The following is a 15780-nucleotide window of genomic DNA, read 5'->3' as shown; positions in this document are numbered from 1 at the left end:
TCACCCGGCCCGCCGGTTGCGCACGGCGGCAGCCGCCTGGCGCCAGGTGTCCACGGAGAGGATCGAGCCCTGCAGCTGCGCGGAAGTGGGGACGGCGACGGCGCGCCGGTTGCGGTTGCGGGGACGCATCGGGAGATCGGACGGGAGGCTGGGTGCGGCCTGGTCCTGCTTGTCCAGCTCGGCACGGAACGCGTCGGCGGACGCGGCCGGGGCGGTCGGCTCCGGCGCGACGGGTCGCGGCACGCTCGGCAGCACGACGGGACCCGTGACGATGGTCAGTTCCGGCGCGGGCGCGGCACCGCTCGTGAGCAGGCTCACGCCGTGCTCGGTCACGCCGAGCACCAGGCGCTCACCCTCGACGTCCACCACGACGACGCTCGCCTTGCCGCCGATCCCCTGCCGGGCGACGACCTCCACGGCGGCGGACCGACGGCCCTTCGCCTTGGTCCGGCCGAGCTGCCCCTTGGACACGCGGCGGTGCAGCACCCACATCAGGGCGAGCACGACGCCGAGCGAGAGCGCGACGCGGAGGGTGATGACGAGCGTGTCCACGACGGATCAGACCGTCTCGGCGACGTCGAGGATCTTGGTGATGCGGACGGCGTAGTCCTGGTCCACGACGACGACCTCGCCGTGCGCGATGAGCCGGCCGTTGAGCAGGACGTCGGCGGGCGCGCCGGCCGACCGGTCGAGTTCGACGACGGCGCCCGGCTCCATGCCGAGGACGTCGCGGACGGACATCCGGGTGCGGCCGATCTCCACCGTCAGGGTCATCTCGACGTTGTTGATCCGGCCGAGGTTCCCGGTCGGGATCGACGCCGCCGGCGCCGCGGGCGTGCCGATGGTGCCGTTCTCCCGGATCCGGATGGCGAACCAGCCACCGGGCAGGCCACCGGCGGTGAGCTCGAAGACGACCGTCTCCGGGTCGGCGAACAGCGACGCGGCGGACTCGCGGCGTGCCTCGCCGAGGACCCCGACGCCGAGGACCGACGCGGCGGCCTCGAGCGACGGGCGGAGCACGTCGGTGACGGCGACCAGACCGTGGTCGGTGCCACCGGCCGCGGCGATCGCGTCGAGGTCCGTCAGGACCACCGCGACGTCCGCGGAGAGGCCACCGACGAAGGACGCGACCACACCGTCGACCGCAGCCTCCAGGACGGCGGGGGTCGAGCCTCCCGGCATGGTCAGCGCGCGGAGGGGAGCCGCCGTCGGGAGCTGCGCGACGAGTGCCTCGGCGGCACCGGAGTGGAGGGTGGTGGTGGCGGTCATGCGAGGGGCTCCGATGTGGTGGTGACGACGATCCCGGCGAGGCGCGACCCGTTCGCGCCGACGGCGGCGGTGCCGACGGGCTCGCCGTCGACCGTGATGGTGAGGGGGCGGTGCTGCGGGTGCGGCAGCGGCAGCACGTCGCCGACGGCGAGGCGCAGGACCTGCGACGGCAGAACCGTCGCGGGGGCGAGGCGCAGCGAGACGCCGACCGGGACACCGGCGAGCTGCGCGTCGAGGAGCGCGCGGGCGTCGGCGGCGGACACCGACGCGGCGGCCTCACCGAGCTGCGGGAGGATCGCTTCCGCCGGGAGCGCGAGCGTGCCGGGGGCGATCCGGTCCCCGACGCGGATGCTGAACGACGCGACGATCATCAGGTCGCCCTTCTGGGCGGCCTGGGCGAACTGGCTGTTGTACTGGAACCCGCCGACCGTGACGTCGTGGGCGAGGAGCCCGCCGAACGAGTAGCGGAGGTCGTCGAGGGCGTCCTCGACGATCTTCCGGACCAGGGCCTGCTCGATGGGCGTGAAGGTGCGCTCCGGGGTCGGCAGCGGCTTCGAGGCGCCGAGCGCGTGCGACACCCAGGTCAGGGCGGCGTCGAGCGGGACCTGCAGCACGCCCTTCGGGGTCGTGTCGGCGATCGGCAGGAGTGCCATGCCGGTGAGCGCGGGCAGCGACGCGGCGTACTCGTCGTACGTCATCATCTGCACCTGCTCGCAGGTGACCTGGCTGACGACGCGGACCTTCGCGGTCAGCTGCGTGCCCCACTGCCGGGCGAACGTCTCGAAGGCGAGCTCGAGCACCCGGGCGTGCTCGCGGGCGAGCGTCGACGGGCGCGCGAAGTCGTACACCTCGGGCGCTGGCAGGGTCTCGGTCACGGGTGGGTCTATCGGTTCGCTGAGTGCCACCCGTCAGTGCTGTACCCCGTTCTGGGGCGGTCGTGTTCCCTAGCCCGTCGCTGCTCCGTCCTGCGCGGCGGCCAGTGCCGGCATCAGCTTGCTGACGTCCTGGTCCTGGTTCGAGAGCACCACGATGTCGACCCGGCGGTTCAGTGCGAGGTCCGCGTCGGTGCCGCCCTTCGCGAGCGGCCGGCTCGACCCGAAGCCGACGCTCTGGATGTGCTCCCCCGGCATCCCGCCCCGCTCGACCAGGTCGCGGAGCACCCCGGTCGCGCGGGCCGCACTGAGCTCCCAGTTCGTGGCGTACGGCGCGGTCGAGTTCCGCTGGTCCGCGTGCCCCTCGACGCTGACGTCGTGGTGCGCGGTCTTCAGCACCGGGGCGATCGCGTCCATGATCCGCTTCGCCTGGTCGGAGAGGTCCGCGCTGTTCGTGCCGAAGTACGTCTCGCTGCCGACGAGCCGGACGATGAGCCCGCGGGCGTCGACCGTGAACTGCACGTTCGAGGTCTGCCCGATCTCGTCCAGGTTCCCGGTGATCGCCTCCTGGATCGCCTTCAGGTCGTCGAGCTCCTTCTCCGCTGCGGCGACGTCCTGCTTGGTCGCCGTCGCCGGCACCACCGTCGACGCGGGATCGGCGTTGGTGTCCTCCGCTCCGGACGCGGCCGTGGAGTGGTCCGCCTTCGCGTCGTCGACGGAGTAGCCCTTGCCGTCCGTGACCTCGTTCTTCTTCACGACGGTGCCGCTGGCGGTGTCGACCTTCTTCGTCTCTACCTCACCGAACCCGGTGGCGAGGGACGTCTTCAGCGCGATGTACTTCTGCTGGTCGACGGTGGACATCGCGAAGAGCACGAGGAACATGCACATCAGCACCGTGATCATGTCCATGTAGGACGCCATCCAGCGCTCGTCGGGGTGCTCGGCCTCGTCGTGGCCGCCCTTCTTCCGGCCACCTCGACCGCGTCCGTGCCCGCGGGGGTTCGCGCTCATGCTCAGGCCGCCAGCTGCTGGTCGTCGGCGTCGTCGGCGTTCTTCCCGCCCTTGCCGCCCTTGCCCTTGGCCGCCGCCGGGTCGTTGCGCGCCGCCGGCGGGACCATCGCCTTGAGCCGCTCACCGAGCAGGCGGGGCTGGCTGCCGGCCTGGACTGCGAGGAGCCCCTCCATCAGGAGCGTTTGGCGGTCGGACTCCAGCTGCGCGAGCTTGCGGAGCTTGCCGCCGATCGGCAGCCAGAGGAAGTTCGCGGTGAGGAGACCCCAGAGCGTCGCGACGAAGGCGCTCGCGATGAGGGGACCGAGCTCGTCCGGCTTGCCGAGGTTCGCGAGCACGTGGGTCAGCGACACGACGGTGCCGATGATGCCGACGGTCGGTGCGAACCCGCCGAGGCCCATGAAGAACGCGCTCGCGCTCCGGACCGGGGCGGCGTTGGACTCGATCTCGTCCTCGAGCAGGATCCGGAGCTCGTCGCCGTCGGTGCCGTCCGCGATGTTCTGCAGCGCCTTCTTCATGAACGGGTCGTCGTGCTTGTCGGCCTCCTGCTCGAGCGCGAGGAGCCCGTTCGCGCGGGCGGTCTCGGCCAGGCCCACGACGTCGTCGATGACCGACGCCGGCGGGGTGACCTTGCCGGTGAACGCCTTCGGCACGGCCTTGAAGCTCGCGATGGCGTCCTTCAGCGTGGTGCTCGCGATGCCGCAGCCGATGGTGGCGCCGAACACGAGCAACATCGGCGCCGGGAGGAACAGCCCGGAGATCTCCACGTGCTCCATCTCGACCATGCCGAAGAGGGCACCGAAGGCCAGGAGGATGCCGACGATCGTCGCGATGTCCATCTCAGCGACCCCCGTCCTGCGCACGGATCGGGGCGACCGGGGCGAGCGTCGGCTGGGGGCCGGTCGTGCCGGTCACGGTGCGGGGCTCGGCGCCGTAGGCCATCGTGACGATGCGGGCGCGGTACGCGGCGATCCGCTCGATGACCTCGGCCATCGACTCGCGGACGATGTACTTCGCGCCGTCGACCATGATGAGCGTCGTGTCCGGCGTCTCCTGGATGCGCTCCACGAGATCGGGGTTGACAGCGAATCCGCTGCCGTTGAGTCGTGTGACGACGATCATGGCCCGTCCTTGGTGTTCTTCGTCCCCGCCGCCGTCCGTGGGGCAGGGTGTCCGACCACCCGTCCGTGGGTGGTCAGTGCGCTCTATCGGCCGGAGCCCGGTGGCCGTAAGCGCGTTCGTGTGCACGGGTGCATCCAGGCGGGGTCCCCGGCCGGTAGTGGAGGTGAGCGTCGATGACGACGTCTCCACCCGATCCAGGAGGAACACCATGCGGAAGAACCTCGTCACCGGCATCGGCGCCGGTGCACTGCTCACGGCGCTCGCGCTCGTGGTCCCCGCGACCGCCGCGACGGCGGCTGCCGGCGACGCCACGCTCTCCGTCCTGCACGCCGTCCCCGGCACCACCGTCGACGTGTACCTCGACGGCGCCCGCGCACTCGACGACTTCACGCCGGGCACCATGGCCGGCCCGATGATGGTCCCCGCGGGTGCCCACACCCTGGCGATCACCGCGAGTGACGCCACCGACGACTCCAAGCCGATCATCGGCCCGGCCGACGTCTCCTTCACCGCCGGCGGGAACTACACCGCCGTCGCCCACCTGAAGGCCGACGGTGACCCGACCGCCACCGTCTTCACCAACGACACCTCCGCGGTCCCCGCGGGACAGGGTCGGCTCGTCGTCCGGCACGTCGCCGCAGCACCCGCGGTCGACGTGCTGGCCGGCGGGAAGGCCGTCGTGTCGAACCTGGCCAACCCGGACGAGAAGGCACTGGTCCTGGCGGCCGGGACCGTCTCGGCCACGGTGGCCGCGACCGGCACGACCGCTCCCGTGATCGGCCCGGCGGACGTCGCCGTACAGGCCGGCGCCGACACCATCGTGTACGCCTGGGGCAGCCTCGACGACAAGAACCTGGCGCTCGCCACCCAGACCGTGACCGGACTCGGCGGTGACCCGAACGGCGTGCCGGCCGGGAACGCCGGACTCGTCGCGACGAACCGCTCCGACACCACCCCGCTCGCGATCGGCGGCGCAGCCGTCCTCCTCGCCGGGCTGGTGCTCGTGGTCCTGCGACGACGCGCGACCGTCGCCGCACGGAACGCACGGCCCTGACCGTGCGCACGAGGGTCGGGACGGCGGTGGCGATCCCCCTTGCCGCCACCGTCGTCCTGGCCTGCCTCACCGGGTGCTCGTCGGCGGATCGGGTCCCCGGCGAGCACCCGCTCCCGACCGTCGTCCCGTCGGCGGCGCCGTCCGCCTCCTCGTCGGCGGCGCCGTCCGCCTTCTCATCAGCGGTCCCCCGCCACGACGCCGCGCTCCCCGACGACGTCCCCACCGTCGCCGCCCCGGTGCGGATCACCGTCGACCGGGTCGGCATCGACCAACCGGTCCGACCGGAGGGCGTCGACGCGACCGGCGCGATGGCCCTGCCGCCGGACCCCGCCGTCGCCGGGTGGTACCGGTACGGCGCCGGCCCCGCCTCGGGCACGGGGTCCACCGTCATCGCCGCGCACGTCGACGCGGTCGGGTACGGGATCGGCCCGTTCGCCCACCTCGTCGACGTCCCCGCCGGGACGCCGATCACCCTCACCGACGCCGCCGGCACGACCACGCACTACGCCGTCACGACGGTCTCCCTGCTCCGGAAGACCGGCGTGCCATGGCCGAGCATCTTCGACCGGGACGGGACACGACGGCTCGTGCTCGTCACCTGCGGCGGCGACTTCGACACGACGACGCACCACTACCTGAGCAACCTCGTGGTCACCGCGACGCCGACGAACTAGCATCGCGACAGGAGCCCCGTGGCCCCCGGAAGGCATCACGACGACGTGACCACCACCACACCCGACGACAGCGACCTCGCCGACGCGTTCGGCAGCGGTGACGAGCGCGTCCTCCGGGCGGTCTACAAACGGTGGTCGGCCCTCGTGCACACCCTGGCCCTGCGGTCCCTCGGGGACGTCGCAGCGGCCGAGGACGTCACCCAGCAGGTCTTCGTCCGGGCCTGGCGGCATCGCGACACCTACCATCCGGAACGCGCACCGCTCGGCGCGTGGCTCGTCGGGATCACCCGGAACTGCATCGCCGACGCCCACGCCGACCGTGCCCGCAGTGCACGGCTCGCCCACGCCGTCGCCGACTCGGAGGCGACGACCCCCGAAACGACCGACGACACCGACGGACTGGCCGAACGGATGCTCGTCGCCGGGGAGCTCGACCGGCTCGACGAGGTCCCCCGGACGGTGCTGCGACTGGCGTTCTACGAGGAACTCAGCCACCGTGAGATCGCCGAACGGCTCGGGCTGCCGCTCGGCACCGTCAAGAGTCACATCCGTCGCGGACTGGCTCGGCTCCGAACGAGGTTGGAGGTGATCGAATGACGCACATCGACGAGGAGACCCTCGCGCTGCTCGCCATCGGCGACGTCGGGCCCTCCGGGGCGGAAGCGGAGCACCTGTCCGGGTGTGCCGAGTGCCGTGGCGAGCTGACCGACCTCCGGCGGGTGGTGACGCTCGCGAAGTCCTCGCACGGGGTCGACCTCGAGCCGCCATCGCCCCGGGTGTGGGATCGCATCGCGACCGAGCTCGGTTTCGAGGAGCAGCCCGCTGCTGCTGCGCCTGCCGCCGCTGTCGCGCACCCCGCCCCTGGTGCGGCCGTGCCCGACGTCGCGCCGCGCCGCCGTGTCGCGCGGTTCCGTCGCCGCACCGTCCTGCTCGTCACCGCGGCGACGGGGGTCGTCGGGCTCGTGCTCGGACTCGGCATCGGGGCGTTCGCCTTCGGCAGCCGCCCCGACCAGCCCACCACCGACGCCGCCGTGGTCTCCCGCACCGCGCTCGCGCCGCTCCCCGGGTGGACCGGCGCGAAGGGCAGCGCGGCGTTGGAGCGCGGGAGCGACGGGCAGCTCACGCTCGTGATCGACGTCGACCCGCGCGCGGCGGAGGGGGACGCACCGCTCCGCGAGGTCTGGATGATGCGCGGCGACCTGTCGGGCCTGGTCAGTGTCGGGTTCCTCGACGGCGACCGGGGTCGGTTCACGGTACCGACGGGCGTCGACCCGTCGCGCTACCCGGTGGTCGACGTGTCCGCCGAGCCCGACGACGGGGACCCCGCGCACTCGGGCGACTCCGTCGTCCGCGGGACGCTGCGCGCCGGCCGCTGAGCCGCGGCGCGGCGCGGCGTTGCCGCCGGTGCCGCTGCCGGGGCCGGTGCTGCGTCAGTCGCGCTCGCCCTGGCGCAGCAGGCGGGTCTCCTCGGCGTCGTACTCGGCACGGACCTGGCGGAGCACGAGGTCGTCGATGTCGCCGTCGTCCCGCATCCGGAGCACCGTCGACGCCTTGAGCCGCACGAGCGCGAGCTCCAGTTCGACCGCGGCGCCGCGCTGCTGCAGGAGCGGGTGCTCGTCGTCGTCGCTCTGCTCGGCCCGCACGAGCGCCAGGTGCCCCTCGTAGTCGTCACGGATGCGCTGCACGACCTCGTCGTCGACACCGGAGCGCTTGGCGAGCTTCGGGAGCGCCTCGAGCGCCTCCTCGATGGCCCGACGTTCCGCGAGCCGACGCTCCTCGACCACCTCGTGGCTGCCGCCGAAGTCCGCCCAGCGCACCACCGCGGGGAGGACGAGCGACTGTCCCACGATCGTCACGACGACCACGCCAGCGACGACGAAGACGATGAGGTCCCGGTCCGGGAACGCAGCGCCGCTCTCCACCATCCGCGGCACAGCGACCGCCGCCGCGAGCGACACCGCGCCGCGGAACCCGGTGAAGCCGCTCACCACGCGGTCGCGGTGACCTTCGCGCGGTGAGCCTCCGGTCCGCAGGGTGACGAGCCGGACCGCGCCCCACGACAGGTTGAGGAAGGCGAATCGGAGCACCACGACGGCCAGTGAGACGAGCCCGATCATGCCGAGGCCGACGAGCAGTTCGTGCCCTTCGAGCGCCCGCACCGAGATCGTCGCCTCGATCCCGACGAGCACGAACAGCGCGCCGTTGAGCAGGAACGTCGCGAAGGACCAGAACGACCGGACCTGCTGCCGGGTCTCGGCGCGGTCGAGCTTCGGGGCGACCTGACTCACGACGAGCCCCGCCACGACGACGGCCAGCACGCCGGAGGCCCCGATCGCCTCGGCAGCGAGGAACGCCACGAACGGCACCAGGAGCGTCAGCAGGTTCTCCAGCAGCACCGCGTCCACGCGTCGGAGCACGAGCATCCCGAGCCACGACACGAGCAGCCCTGCCGCGATGCCGCCGACGTAGGACAGCAGCAGCATGCCGGAGACGTTCCACACGGTGAGCGTCTGCTCCCCCGCGGTCACCGCCACCGCGATGCCGTAGATGACGAGGGTCGTGCCGTCGTTCACGAGGCTCTCGGCGCGGAGCACCGTCGTGTTCCGCCGCGGCAGGGACCGTGTCAGCGCACCGACCGCCGTGGCGTCGGTCGGCGCGACGGCCGCACCGAGCACCCACGCCGGACCCCACGGCATCCCGAGCAGGTGCAGGAGCGTCGCGACCCCGCCGGCCGTCAGCACGACGAGCAGGGTGCCCATGAGCAGGATCCCGCGGAAGTTCGCGCGGATCTCCCGGAGCGAGATGGTCAGGCTCTCCCAGTAGAGCAGCGCGGGCAGGAACAGGAGCAGCACCGCGTCGGCGGGGAGTTCGACCTTCGTGAACACGGGGATGAAGGCGATGCCGGCGCCGAAGGCCAGGAGCAGGACGGGCGGAGCGATGCGCAGCCGCCCGGAGACGGCCGTTGCGACCGCGATCGCCGTGGCGAGCACGACGACGAGTTCGGGTGCGATGAGTTCCATGGACCTCAGAGCCTGGCAGGCGGTGCCTGTGCGCGGGCGGCGCCGCGTCGATCGAGCTGTGCCCGGCCGTTCCGTGTACCGGCAGAGCACCCCTCGCGGGGCCGGGCACTCGTAGCGTGGCGGACATGCCAGCGAACGACGCCGCACGACGCGAGCACGACACCCTGTTCCCCGCCCACCGCTCCACGCTCGCCGAGACCGACCCCGAGTTCGTGGTCTCCTTCGACGACTTCGCGTTCGACGAGACGCTCCGTGCGGCATCGATCAGCCGCCACCACCGGCTCGTCGTCCAACTCGGTGCCGTGATCGCCGTCGGCGCGCAGCACGAGTTCCGGGTGCTGCTCGGGGCCGCACTGGACAACGAGGTGACCCCGGTCGAGGTGAAGGAGGTCGTGTACCAGGCGGTCGCGTACGTCGGCATCGCCCGGGTCGTGGACTTCCTGCACATCACGAACGAGGTCCTCACCGCCCGTGGCGTCGAGCTGCCGCTGCCCGGCCAGTCGACCACCACGCCCGAGACCCGGTTCGAGGTCGGCAGGGCCGAGCAGACCGCGATCGTGGGCGACCGCGTCGACGCGATGTACGCGAACGCCCCGGCGGACGCCGTGCACTTCCAGCGGTTCCTGTCGGCGAACTGCTTCGGCGACCACTACACACGCACCGGACTCGACGTGCGGACGCGTGAACTCCTGACGTTCGCGATGCTCGTCGGGCTCGGCGGCGCCGACAACCAGGTCAAGGGCCACGTCGCGGCGAACCTGCACGTCGGGAACACCCGGGCCGATCTGCTCGACGTCCTCACCGTGCTGGTGCCCTTCGTCGGGTACCCCCGCACACTGAACGGCCTGGCCGCCGTCGACGAGGTCGCTCCCCCGGCAGCGTGACCCGCTGTGGGAGAGTGGTGCCGTGGACACCACGGCGGCGCCGCCCTCGACCCGACGACACCGTCTGGCGCTCTTCGCGACGTCGACCATGACCGGGTTCGGCATCGCGTCCTGGGTCACCCGGACGCCGGCCGTCCGTGAGGACCTCGGCGCGTCGATCGAGGCGATGGGCTTCGTCCTCTTCGGGCTCTCGATCGGCTCGATGCTCGGGATCCTCAGCGCCGGCGCGCTCATCCGCCGGCTCGGGACCCGCCCACTCGTGCTGGCCGGCGCAGCCCTTCCGGTGGTCGGGATCCTGCTGGTCGGGCTGTCCGCGCCGGCGCAGGTCACCGTGGGTGTCTGGGCCGGCCTGTTCCTGGTCGGCTTCGGCGCCGGGGTCGCGGAGATCGGCCTGAACGTCGAGGCCGCCGCGGTCGAGCGGCTCACCGACCGCCCGGTCGTCCCGGTGCTGCACGCGTGCTTCAGCCTGGGGACGGTCGCGGGCGGCATCGTCGGCATCGCGATGACCGCCGCCCACGTCCCGGTCATCGTGCACCTGCCGATCGCCGCGCTCGTGATGGCGGGCCTCGCGGCGTTCGCGGCGACGAACATCCGGCCGCTGCCCCGAGCGGAACCCGCCGTCGACGTCGATGCGCCGCGGTCGACGACCACCATCCGCAGGTCGGTCGTCACGATGCAGCTCGTGTTCATCGCGGTGATCACGCTGGCGATGGCGTTCGCCGAGGGTGCCGCGAGCGACTGGCTCCCGCTCCTCATGACGAGCGACCACGACGCCCCGGAGGTCCTCGGCTCCCTCGTCTTCACCGGCTTCGCGCTCGCCATGCTCATCGGCCGCTCCGCCGGGACGCCGCTGGTCACCCGGTTCGGCCGCGGCGCCGTGGTGCGCGCATGCGCCGTGGTCGGCGTCGTCGGGGTGCTGGTCGTCGTGGTCTCCCCGTCACCGTTCGTGACCGCCGGCGCCGCCGTGGTGTGGGGGCTCGGCATCGCCCTCGGCTTCCCCCTGGCGGTGTCCGCGGCCGGCGACCACCCGACCGACGGCGACCGGCGCGTGTCCGTCGTCGCCACCGCCGGGTACATCGCCTTCCTCGTCGGGCCGCCCGCACTCGGCTTCCTCGGTGAGCACCTCGGGTTGCGCGTCGCGATGCTCGTGCCCGCGGCGCTGCTGGCGATCACGATCGTGATCGCGTCCGCCGCCGGCCGGCAGCGCGCCGACGCGCAGTAGGGCACCCCGGGGAGACAGGTACCGACAGAGCCCTCCACACTGCCGGTCGCGGTCCTAGCGTCAGACACATGGACAACATCACGCTCAACAACGGCGTCCAGCTCCCCCCGATCGGCTTCGGCGTCTTCCAGAGTTCCCCCGAGGACACGGTCGACGCGGTGCGCACCGCACTGGAGGTCGGCTACCGCCACATCGACACCGCCGCCGCGTACGGCAACGAGCGCCAGGTCGGCGAGGGCATCCGCGCCTCCGGTGTCGACCGGGACGACATCGTCGTCGAGACCAAGATCTGGGTCTCCGACTACGGGTACGACGAGACCCTGCACGCGTTCGAGAAGGCGACCCGCAAGCTCGGCTTCGACACGGTCGACGTGCTGATCCTGCACCAGCCCGCACCCGACCGCTTCGACCGGACGGTGCAGGCGTACCGGGCACTCGAGCGCCTGTACGCCGACGGCCGGGTCCGCGCGATCGGCGTGAGCAACTTCATGCCGCACCACCTCCGCTCCCTCCTCGAGCAGACCGACGTCATCCCGGCGCTCAACCAGGTCGAGCTGCACCCGTACTTCACGCAGCCCGACGTCCAGCGCGCCGACGCCGAGCACGGCATCCTCGACCAGGCGTGGTCCCCGATCGGCGGGATCACGTTCTACCCGGGCTTCGGCGACGAGCGGGTGAGCGTCCTGGACGACCCGACGATCGGCGCGATCGCCGAAGCGCACGGCAGGACGCCGGCGCAGGTGATGCTCCGCTGGCACGTCCAGCAGGGTCGGAACGCGATCCCGAAGTCGACGAACCCGGGTCGCATCGCGGAGAACTTCGCGGTGTTCGACTTCACGCTCGCCGACGAGGAACTCGCCGCAGTCGACGCCCTCGACACCGGTCGCCGCAACGGGCCCGACCCGGACGGCGCCGACACGTCACGCTTCGAACGGGTCATCCCCGAGGACTGAGAACCCGACGACCGGCGAGCCGGAAGCCCGGCGACCCGAAGACCGGCGAGCCCGGAGACCAGCGGTGCGCTCAGCCCCGCCGGTCGAACGTCAGGTGCACGACGCCCGACGGTGACGCCTCGGTCCTGATGTCGAACCGGTCCTCGAGTCCCTCGAGCCCGTCCCACAGCCGCTCCCCACGCCCGAGCACGATCGGCACCACCACCACGTGGAGGTGGTCGATCAGGTCGGCGGCGAGGAACGACCGCACCGTCTCGACCCCGCCGCCGATGCGGACGTCGGTTCCCGGAGCGGCCGCGCGGGCAACGGCCAGCGCTTCCGCCGGCGGCGCGTCCACGAACTGGAACGTCGTCCCGCCGGCCATCGTCAGGGTCTCGCGCGGGTGGTGGGTGAGGACCACGACGGGGGTGTGGAACGGCGGGTCCTCGCCCCACCAGCCCTTCCAGTCGTCATCGGTCCACGGCCCCCGTTCGGGCCCGAACTTGTTCCGGCCCATGATCTCCACGCCGATGCCGGGACCCCAGGCCCGCGCGTACTCGTCGTCGAGGCCGGTGTCCCCGCCCGGTGCCCCCTGCATCGCGCGGAACGTCGCGGTCGCCGCGAACCAGGACATGAGGCGACCGTCGGCGTGGCCGAACGGCCGCTCGAGCGACTGCTCGGCCCCCGTGCCGTACCCGTCGAGCGAGACCGCGAAGTTGTGCACCCTGACCTTCGACATGCCGCCACCCTAGGCCCACCCGCGCAGCGCGGGTCAGGCCGGCAGCTCGTCCCGCCGCGGCGGATCGGCTCCGGGACGGGACACCGTCACCCGAGCACAAGCGAGCGCGTGCGCAGCGAGCGCTTCGAGATCGTCGGAGAAGGTCGACCCAGCAGCCAGGACCCCGTCGAGCAGTCCGGCCGTGAACGAGTCCCCCGCGCCGATCGTGTCGACCACCTCGACCTGGGGTGCCGGGACGACGATGCGGCGCGAGGCGTTCGCGAGCGCACACCCGTTCCCCCCGAGTGTGACGGCGGCCACCGTCGCGCCGGAGTCCAGCAGTCCGTCGAGCACCGCATCGACGTCCCGGTCCGGCCAGAGCCAGGCGGCGTCCTCGTCGCTGAGCTTCACGACGTCCGCCTCGGCGAGCAGCGGTGCGAGCGCGGGACGCACCGCCGCTGCCTCGGGCGTGATCGACGGCCGCACGTTGGGGTCGATGGACACGAGGGTCCCGGGTGCGCGACGCCGCACCGCGTCGAGCACGGATGCGGCGCCCGGGTCGAGCACCGCACCGATCGACCCGACGTGGACCATCGGTGTCCCCGCGGGGACGGACACGGGATCCAGTCGCCAGTCCAGGTCGAACACGTACGTCGCAGCACCGTCCCCGTCGATCGTGGCGACCGCGGTGGACGTGCGGTCGATCGTGGTCGCGTCCAGCTCGACGCCACTCGCGCCGACGTGCGCGCGGATCACCGCACCCCGCTCGTCGTGGCCGAGCGCGCACACGAGTCGGGCGGGCACACCGAGGCGCGCGAGCCCGACCGCCACGTTCATCGGGCTGCCGCCCGGGTGCTCGACACGGCCGTCGGGCCGGTCGACCACGTCGACGAGTGCTTCACCGATGACGACGACGGGGTTCATGTGCCCACCTTCCCAGGAACGGCTGACGGTGGTGCCCAGGGCGGACGGGAGGCCCGGTGCAGGCCGGTACCGGGCCTCCCGTCCGTCACGTGCTCACCTCGGGACGCGACCCGCTGCGGCGGGCAGGTCCGGGAACGGGCGGTGCGGTTCCGTCTGGTACCAGTAGGCGACGGTGCTGATGTCGTCCGAACGCTCGAACAGTCCGTGGTCCCACGTGCCGATCTGCTGCACCGTCACGCGCAGGTCACGCTCGAACCAGATCGGGTCCGGCAGGTGCCAGCGGTACAGCGCGTGCATCGGCGCGGTGGCCTGGAGGAAGGTCGCCGCTCCGGTGGTGTCCCTGCTGCTGCAGAAGGGGTACCCGAAGTACGGCGCGCTGAAGGTGAGCGGGACCGGTTCCGGATCGGAGCGGAGCTCGTCCTGGAACGCCCACGCGCCCCCGGCGTAGTCCTCGAGTCCGGTGCTGCAGAGCGACGGCAGGTCCTCGTCCCCGTCGATGAAGAACTTCACCTCGCCCTCGCCCCACCAGAACCTGCTCAGCGATGCGAGGGCCACGTAGGTGCCGACGTACCGCCCGCTCCCCTGCACGCCGTCGAGGATCACGTGGTCCTCGCCGAGTGCGGTCGACGCGTTCGACCGACGCCACTGCGCGTGGAAGTAGGGGGTGTCCTCGGCGATCTCGTCGCCCGTGGTGAGGTCGACCTGGAAGAACACGTGCTCGAGGTCCGCGCCGTGCTCGCTGCTCAGCGAGATGCGGGCGTGCTTCCGGAACGGCATCGGGAAGTAGCTGTTCATGCCGCCGGTGGGCGCGACCGTGACGGGCTCCGACGTGACGAGGGCCCTGGTCGCGAAGCCGTTGCAGAAGAAGTCGCCGAGGGGCACCTCGATCGACGGGGTCTCCTCGTCGTCCCAGTGGGCACGGAGCACCAGGTCGCGGAGGACGAACGGTCCGGCGTCGGTCGCGTCCGCCACGGTGATCCAGATGTGGCGGATCACTCCGGGCCCGTCGATGTCGACCAGGTCGATCGTGCCGCCGGCGGGCAGACTCGACCACGCGCTGCCCTTCCGGCCCGGGCCGAGCGCGGAGGACGCCGCCGCCGCGGCCCCGAACGCCCCGGCGGGGTTCTCGGCGTTGATCGACCGCGACCGCACGCCGGCGGGCGGTGCGAGTTCGGTGATGGTGGGGAGCATGGAGCCTCCGGTGTTCGAGAGCGGTTGGGTGGTCGGTTCCGGGGCGGTCACTTCACCGCGCCGGCGGTGACGCCGCGGCTCAGGGTGCGCTGGAAGATCAGGAAGAAGACCAGGGTCGGCAGCAGTGAGAGCAGGGACCCGGCGTTCAGGGCGGTCAGGTTGATGCTGTTCTGGCCCTGCAGGGTCGCGAGGGCGATCGGTACGGTCTGCGCGGACTGGTCCGTGAGGAGCACGAGCGGGATGTAGAACTCGTTCCAGGTCCAGACGAAGAAGAAGACGACGAGTACGGACAGCGTGGGTCGGAGTACCGGGAAGACGACGGACCAGAGGATCCGGAAGCGACCGGCACCATCGAGGGCCGCCGCTTCGAGCAGTGACTCCGGGATCGTGCTCATGACGCTCGAGAGCAGGTAGGTGCCGAACGCTGCCTGCAGGACGGTGAAGACGATCACCACGCTCCACACGGTGTTGAAGAGGCCGGTCGCCTGTGCACCGTAGAAGAGCGGGTAGATCAGCGACTCCTGCGGGAGCATCGTCGCCAGGAGGAACACGGCGAGCAGCCACCCGCGACCGCGGATCCGACCGATCCCGATCCCGTAGGCGGTGATCAGTGCGAGTGCCGTCCCGAGGATCGCGACCAGACTAGAGATCACGACCGAGTTCACGAGCGCTCGCGGGTAGTCGACGATCTCGAGGTACTGCTGGAACGCCTCGATGCTGAGGTGCCGGGGCAGGGCCAGCGGGCCGTGCGCGGAGTAGTCGGCACCGGTCTTGAAGGCGTTGAGGACCAGGAGCAGCAGGGGTGCCAGCATGAGCAGTGCGAACAACGCGGCCACTGCCAGCACGATCCATCGCGCAGGGCCCCTGCGCACACGTCTCCGCCGCGGCGG

General features: G+C 72.0%; 18 protein-coding genes. 7 read left to right on the top strand and 11 right to left on the bottom strand.

Annotated features, from left to right (window positions below; genetic code table 11):
- The 6 genes from EDF27_RS16130 to EDF27_RS16105 all read right to left on the bottom strand — a co-directional run bounded on the left by EDF27_RS16130 (window position 1) and on the right by EDF27_RS16105 (window position 4271).
- Window positions 1-552: a flagellar biosynthetic protein FliO gene (locus EDF27_RS16130; protein WP_132049970.1), complete on the bottom strand. Its 552-nt coding sequence runs from the start codon at window positions 550-552 to the stop codon at window positions 1-3.
- A gap of 6 nt (window positions 553-558) precedes the next feature.
- Window positions 559-1269 carry a flagellar motor switch protein FliN gene (gene fliN / locus EDF27_RS16125; RefSeq protein ID WP_123653349.1) on the bottom strand — a complete coding sequence of 237 codons (711 nt, stop codon included), beginning with the start codon at window positions 1267-1269 and terminating at the stop codon, window positions 559-561.
- A complete protein-coding gene (locus EDF27_RS16120) occupies window positions 1266-2144 on the bottom strand; it encodes a flagellar motor switch protein FliM (protein ID WP_123653348.1) in 879 nt (292 codons plus the stop codon). The genes fliN and EDF27_RS16120 overlap by 4 nt, the downstream gene beginning before the upstream one ends.
- Before the next feature lie 69 nt (window positions 2145-2213).
- Entirely contained in the window at window positions 2214-3152 is a 939-nt protein-coding gene (locus EDF27_RS16115; protein ID WP_123653347.1) for a flagellar motor protein MotB, read from the bottom strand.
- Between the two features lie 2 nt (window positions 3153-3154).
- Window positions 3155-3988: a MotA/TolQ/ExbB proton channel family protein gene (locus EDF27_RS16110; protein WP_123653346.1), complete on the bottom strand. Its 834-nt coding sequence runs from the start codon at window positions 3986-3988 to the stop codon at window positions 3155-3157.
- A gap of 1 nt (window position 3989) precedes the next feature.
- The gene (locus EDF27_RS16105; protein ID WP_123653345.1) at window positions 3990-4271 is read right to left on the bottom strand and encodes a flagellar FlbD family protein; all 282 of its coding nucleotides are present in this window, start codon (window positions 4269-4271) and stop codon (window positions 3990-3992) included.
- 208 nt (window positions 4272-4479) lie between these two features.
- On the opposite strand from EDF27_RS16105, the gene EDF27_RS16100 reads away from it, so the two are divergent.
- Genes EDF27_RS16100 through EDF27_RS16085 form a run of 4 tightly spaced genes read left to right on the top strand, consistent with a single transcriptional unit; the run spans window position 4480 to window position 7375 of the window.
- Entirely contained in the window at window positions 4480-5325 is an 846-nt protein-coding gene (locus EDF27_RS16100) for a DUF4397 domain-containing protein (protein WP_132049968.1), read from the top strand.
- A 26-nt stretch (window positions 5326-5351) separates the two neighbouring features.
- Window positions 5352-5999, top strand: coding sequence for a class F sortase (locus tag EDF27_RS16095; RefSeq protein WP_165931538.1), 648 nt, complete (start codon window positions 5352-5354; stop codon window positions 5997-5999).
- A gap of 45 nt (window positions 6000-6044) precedes the next feature.
- Window positions 6045-6596, top strand: coding sequence for a sigma-70 family RNA polymerase sigma factor (locus tag EDF27_RS16090; RefSeq protein ID WP_132049964.1), 552 nt, complete (start codon window positions 6045-6047; stop codon window positions 6594-6596).
- Window positions 6593-7375, top strand: a complete 783-nt coding sequence (locus EDF27_RS16085) for an anti-sigma factor (RefSeq protein WP_132049962.1) — start codon at window positions 6593-6595, stop codon at window positions 7373-7375. Before EDF27_RS16090 ends, EDF27_RS16085 begins: the two co-directional genes overlap by 4 nt.
- 54 nt (window positions 7376-7429) lie before the next feature.
- Here the strand turns inward: EDF27_RS16085 and EDF27_RS16080 are convergent, their stop codons facing one another.
- Entirely contained in the window at window positions 7430-9019 is a 1590-nt protein-coding gene (locus EDF27_RS16080; RefSeq protein ID WP_123703722.1) for a Na+/H+ antiporter, read from the bottom strand.
- A gap of 125 nt (window positions 9020-9144) precedes the next feature.
- On the opposite strand from EDF27_RS16080, the gene EDF27_RS16075 reads away from it, so the two are divergent.
- The 3 genes from EDF27_RS16075 to EDF27_RS16065 all read left to right on the top strand — a co-directional run bounded on the left by EDF27_RS16075 (window position 9145) and on the right by EDF27_RS16065 (window position 12078).
- Entirely contained in the window at window positions 9145-9903 is a 759-nt protein-coding gene (locus EDF27_RS16075) for a carboxymuconolactone decarboxylase family protein (RefSeq protein ID WP_132049960.1), read from the top strand.
- 22 nt (window positions 9904-9925) lie between these two features.
- Window positions 9926-11125 carry an MFS transporter gene (locus tag EDF27_RS16070; protein WP_243698392.1) on the top strand — a complete coding sequence of 400 codons (1200 nt, stop codon included), beginning with the start codon at window positions 9926-9928 and terminating at the stop codon, window positions 11123-11125.
- Between the two features lie 68 nt (window positions 11126-11193).
- Complete coding sequence (locus tag EDF27_RS16065) at window positions 11194-12078, top strand: aldo/keto reductase (RefSeq protein WP_132049958.1); 885 nt, start codon at window positions 11194-11196, stop codon at window positions 12076-12078.
- A 70-nt stretch (window positions 12079-12148) separates the two neighbouring features.
- Here EDF27_RS16065 and EDF27_RS16060 read toward each other — a convergent pair whose 3' ends face one another.
- The 4 genes from EDF27_RS16060 to EDF27_RS16045 all read right to left on the bottom strand — a co-directional run bounded on the left by EDF27_RS16060 (window position 12149) and on the right by EDF27_RS16045 (window position 15726).
- A complete protein-coding gene (locus EDF27_RS16060) occupies window positions 12149-12796 on the bottom strand; it encodes a dihydrofolate reductase family protein (RefSeq protein ID WP_132049956.1) in 648 nt (215 codons plus the stop codon).
- Window positions 12797-12829: 33 nt separating this feature from the next.
- On the bottom strand, window positions 12830-13699 hold the full coding sequence (locus EDF27_RS16055) for a carbohydrate kinase (RefSeq protein WP_132049954.1): 870 nt from the start codon (window positions 13697-13699) through the stop codon (window positions 12830-12832).
- 93 nt (window positions 13700-13792) lie between these two features.
- On the bottom strand, window positions 13793-14890 hold the full coding sequence (locus EDF27_RS16050; RefSeq protein ID WP_132049952.1) for a glycoside hydrolase family 172 protein: 1098 nt from the start codon (window positions 14888-14890) through the stop codon (window positions 13793-13795).
- A gap of 47 nt (window positions 14891-14937) precedes the next feature.
- Window positions 14938-15726, bottom strand: coding sequence for a carbohydrate ABC transporter permease (locus EDF27_RS16045; protein WP_243698391.1), 789 nt, complete (start codon window positions 15724-15726; stop codon window positions 14938-14940).
- Window positions 15727-15780 lie beyond the last annotated feature (54 nt).

It is taken from the genome of Curtobacterium sp. PhB136, assembly GCF_004346855.1.
Lineage (GTDB): Bacteria > Actinomycetota > Actinomycetes > Actinomycetales > Microbacteriaceae > Curtobacterium.
This window is presented reverse-complemented; position numbering and strand designations above follow the sequence as displayed.

Bases quoted from the DNA above. Each gene is read 5' to 3' on its own strand.
- fliN (WP_123653349.1), bottom strand. From the start codon at position 1,269: ATGACCGCCACCACCACCCTCCACTCCGGTGCCGCCGAGGCACTCGTC.
- EDF27_RS16115 (WP_123653347.1), bottom strand. From the start codon at position 3,152: ATGAGCGCGAACCCCCGCGGGCACGGACGCGGTCGAGGTGGCCGGAAG.
- EDF27_RS16110 (WP_123653346.1), bottom strand. From the start codon at position 3,988: ATGGACATCGCGACGATCGTCGGCATCCTCCTGGCCTTCGGTGCCCTC.
- EDF27_RS16105 (WP_123653345.1), bottom strand. From the start codon at position 4,271: ATGATCGTCGTCACACGACTCAACGGCAGCGGATTCGCTGTCAACCCC.
- EDF27_RS16100 (WP_132049968.1), top strand. From the start codon at position 4,480: ATGCGGAAGAACCTCGTCACCGGCATCGGCGCCGGTGCACTGCTCACG.
- EDF27_RS16085 (WP_132049962.1), top strand. From the start codon at position 6,593: ATGACGCACATCGACGAGGAGACCCTCGCGCTGCTCGCCATCGGCGAC.
- EDF27_RS16080 (WP_123703722.1), bottom strand. From the start codon at position 9,019: ATGGAACTCATCGCACCCGAACTCGTCGTCGTGCTCGCCACGGCGATC.
- EDF27_RS16075 (WP_132049960.1), top strand. From the start codon at position 9,145: ATGCCAGCGAACGACGCCGCACGACGCGAGCACGACACCCTGTTCCCC.
- EDF27_RS16065 (WP_132049958.1), top strand. From the start codon at position 11,194: ATGGACAACATCACGCTCAACAACGGCGTCCAGCTCCCCCCGATCGGC.
- EDF27_RS16060 (WP_132049956.1), bottom strand. From the start codon at position 12,796: ATGTCGAAGGTCAGGGTGCACAACTTCGCGGTCTCGCTCGACGGGTAC.
- EDF27_RS16055 (WP_132049954.1), bottom strand. From the start codon at position 13,699: ATGAACCCCGTCGTCGTCATCGGTGAAGCACTCGTCGACGTGGTCGAC.
- EDF27_RS16050 (WP_132049952.1), bottom strand. From the start codon at position 14,890: ATGCTCCCCACCATCACCGAACTCGCACCGCCCGCCGGCGTGCGGTCG.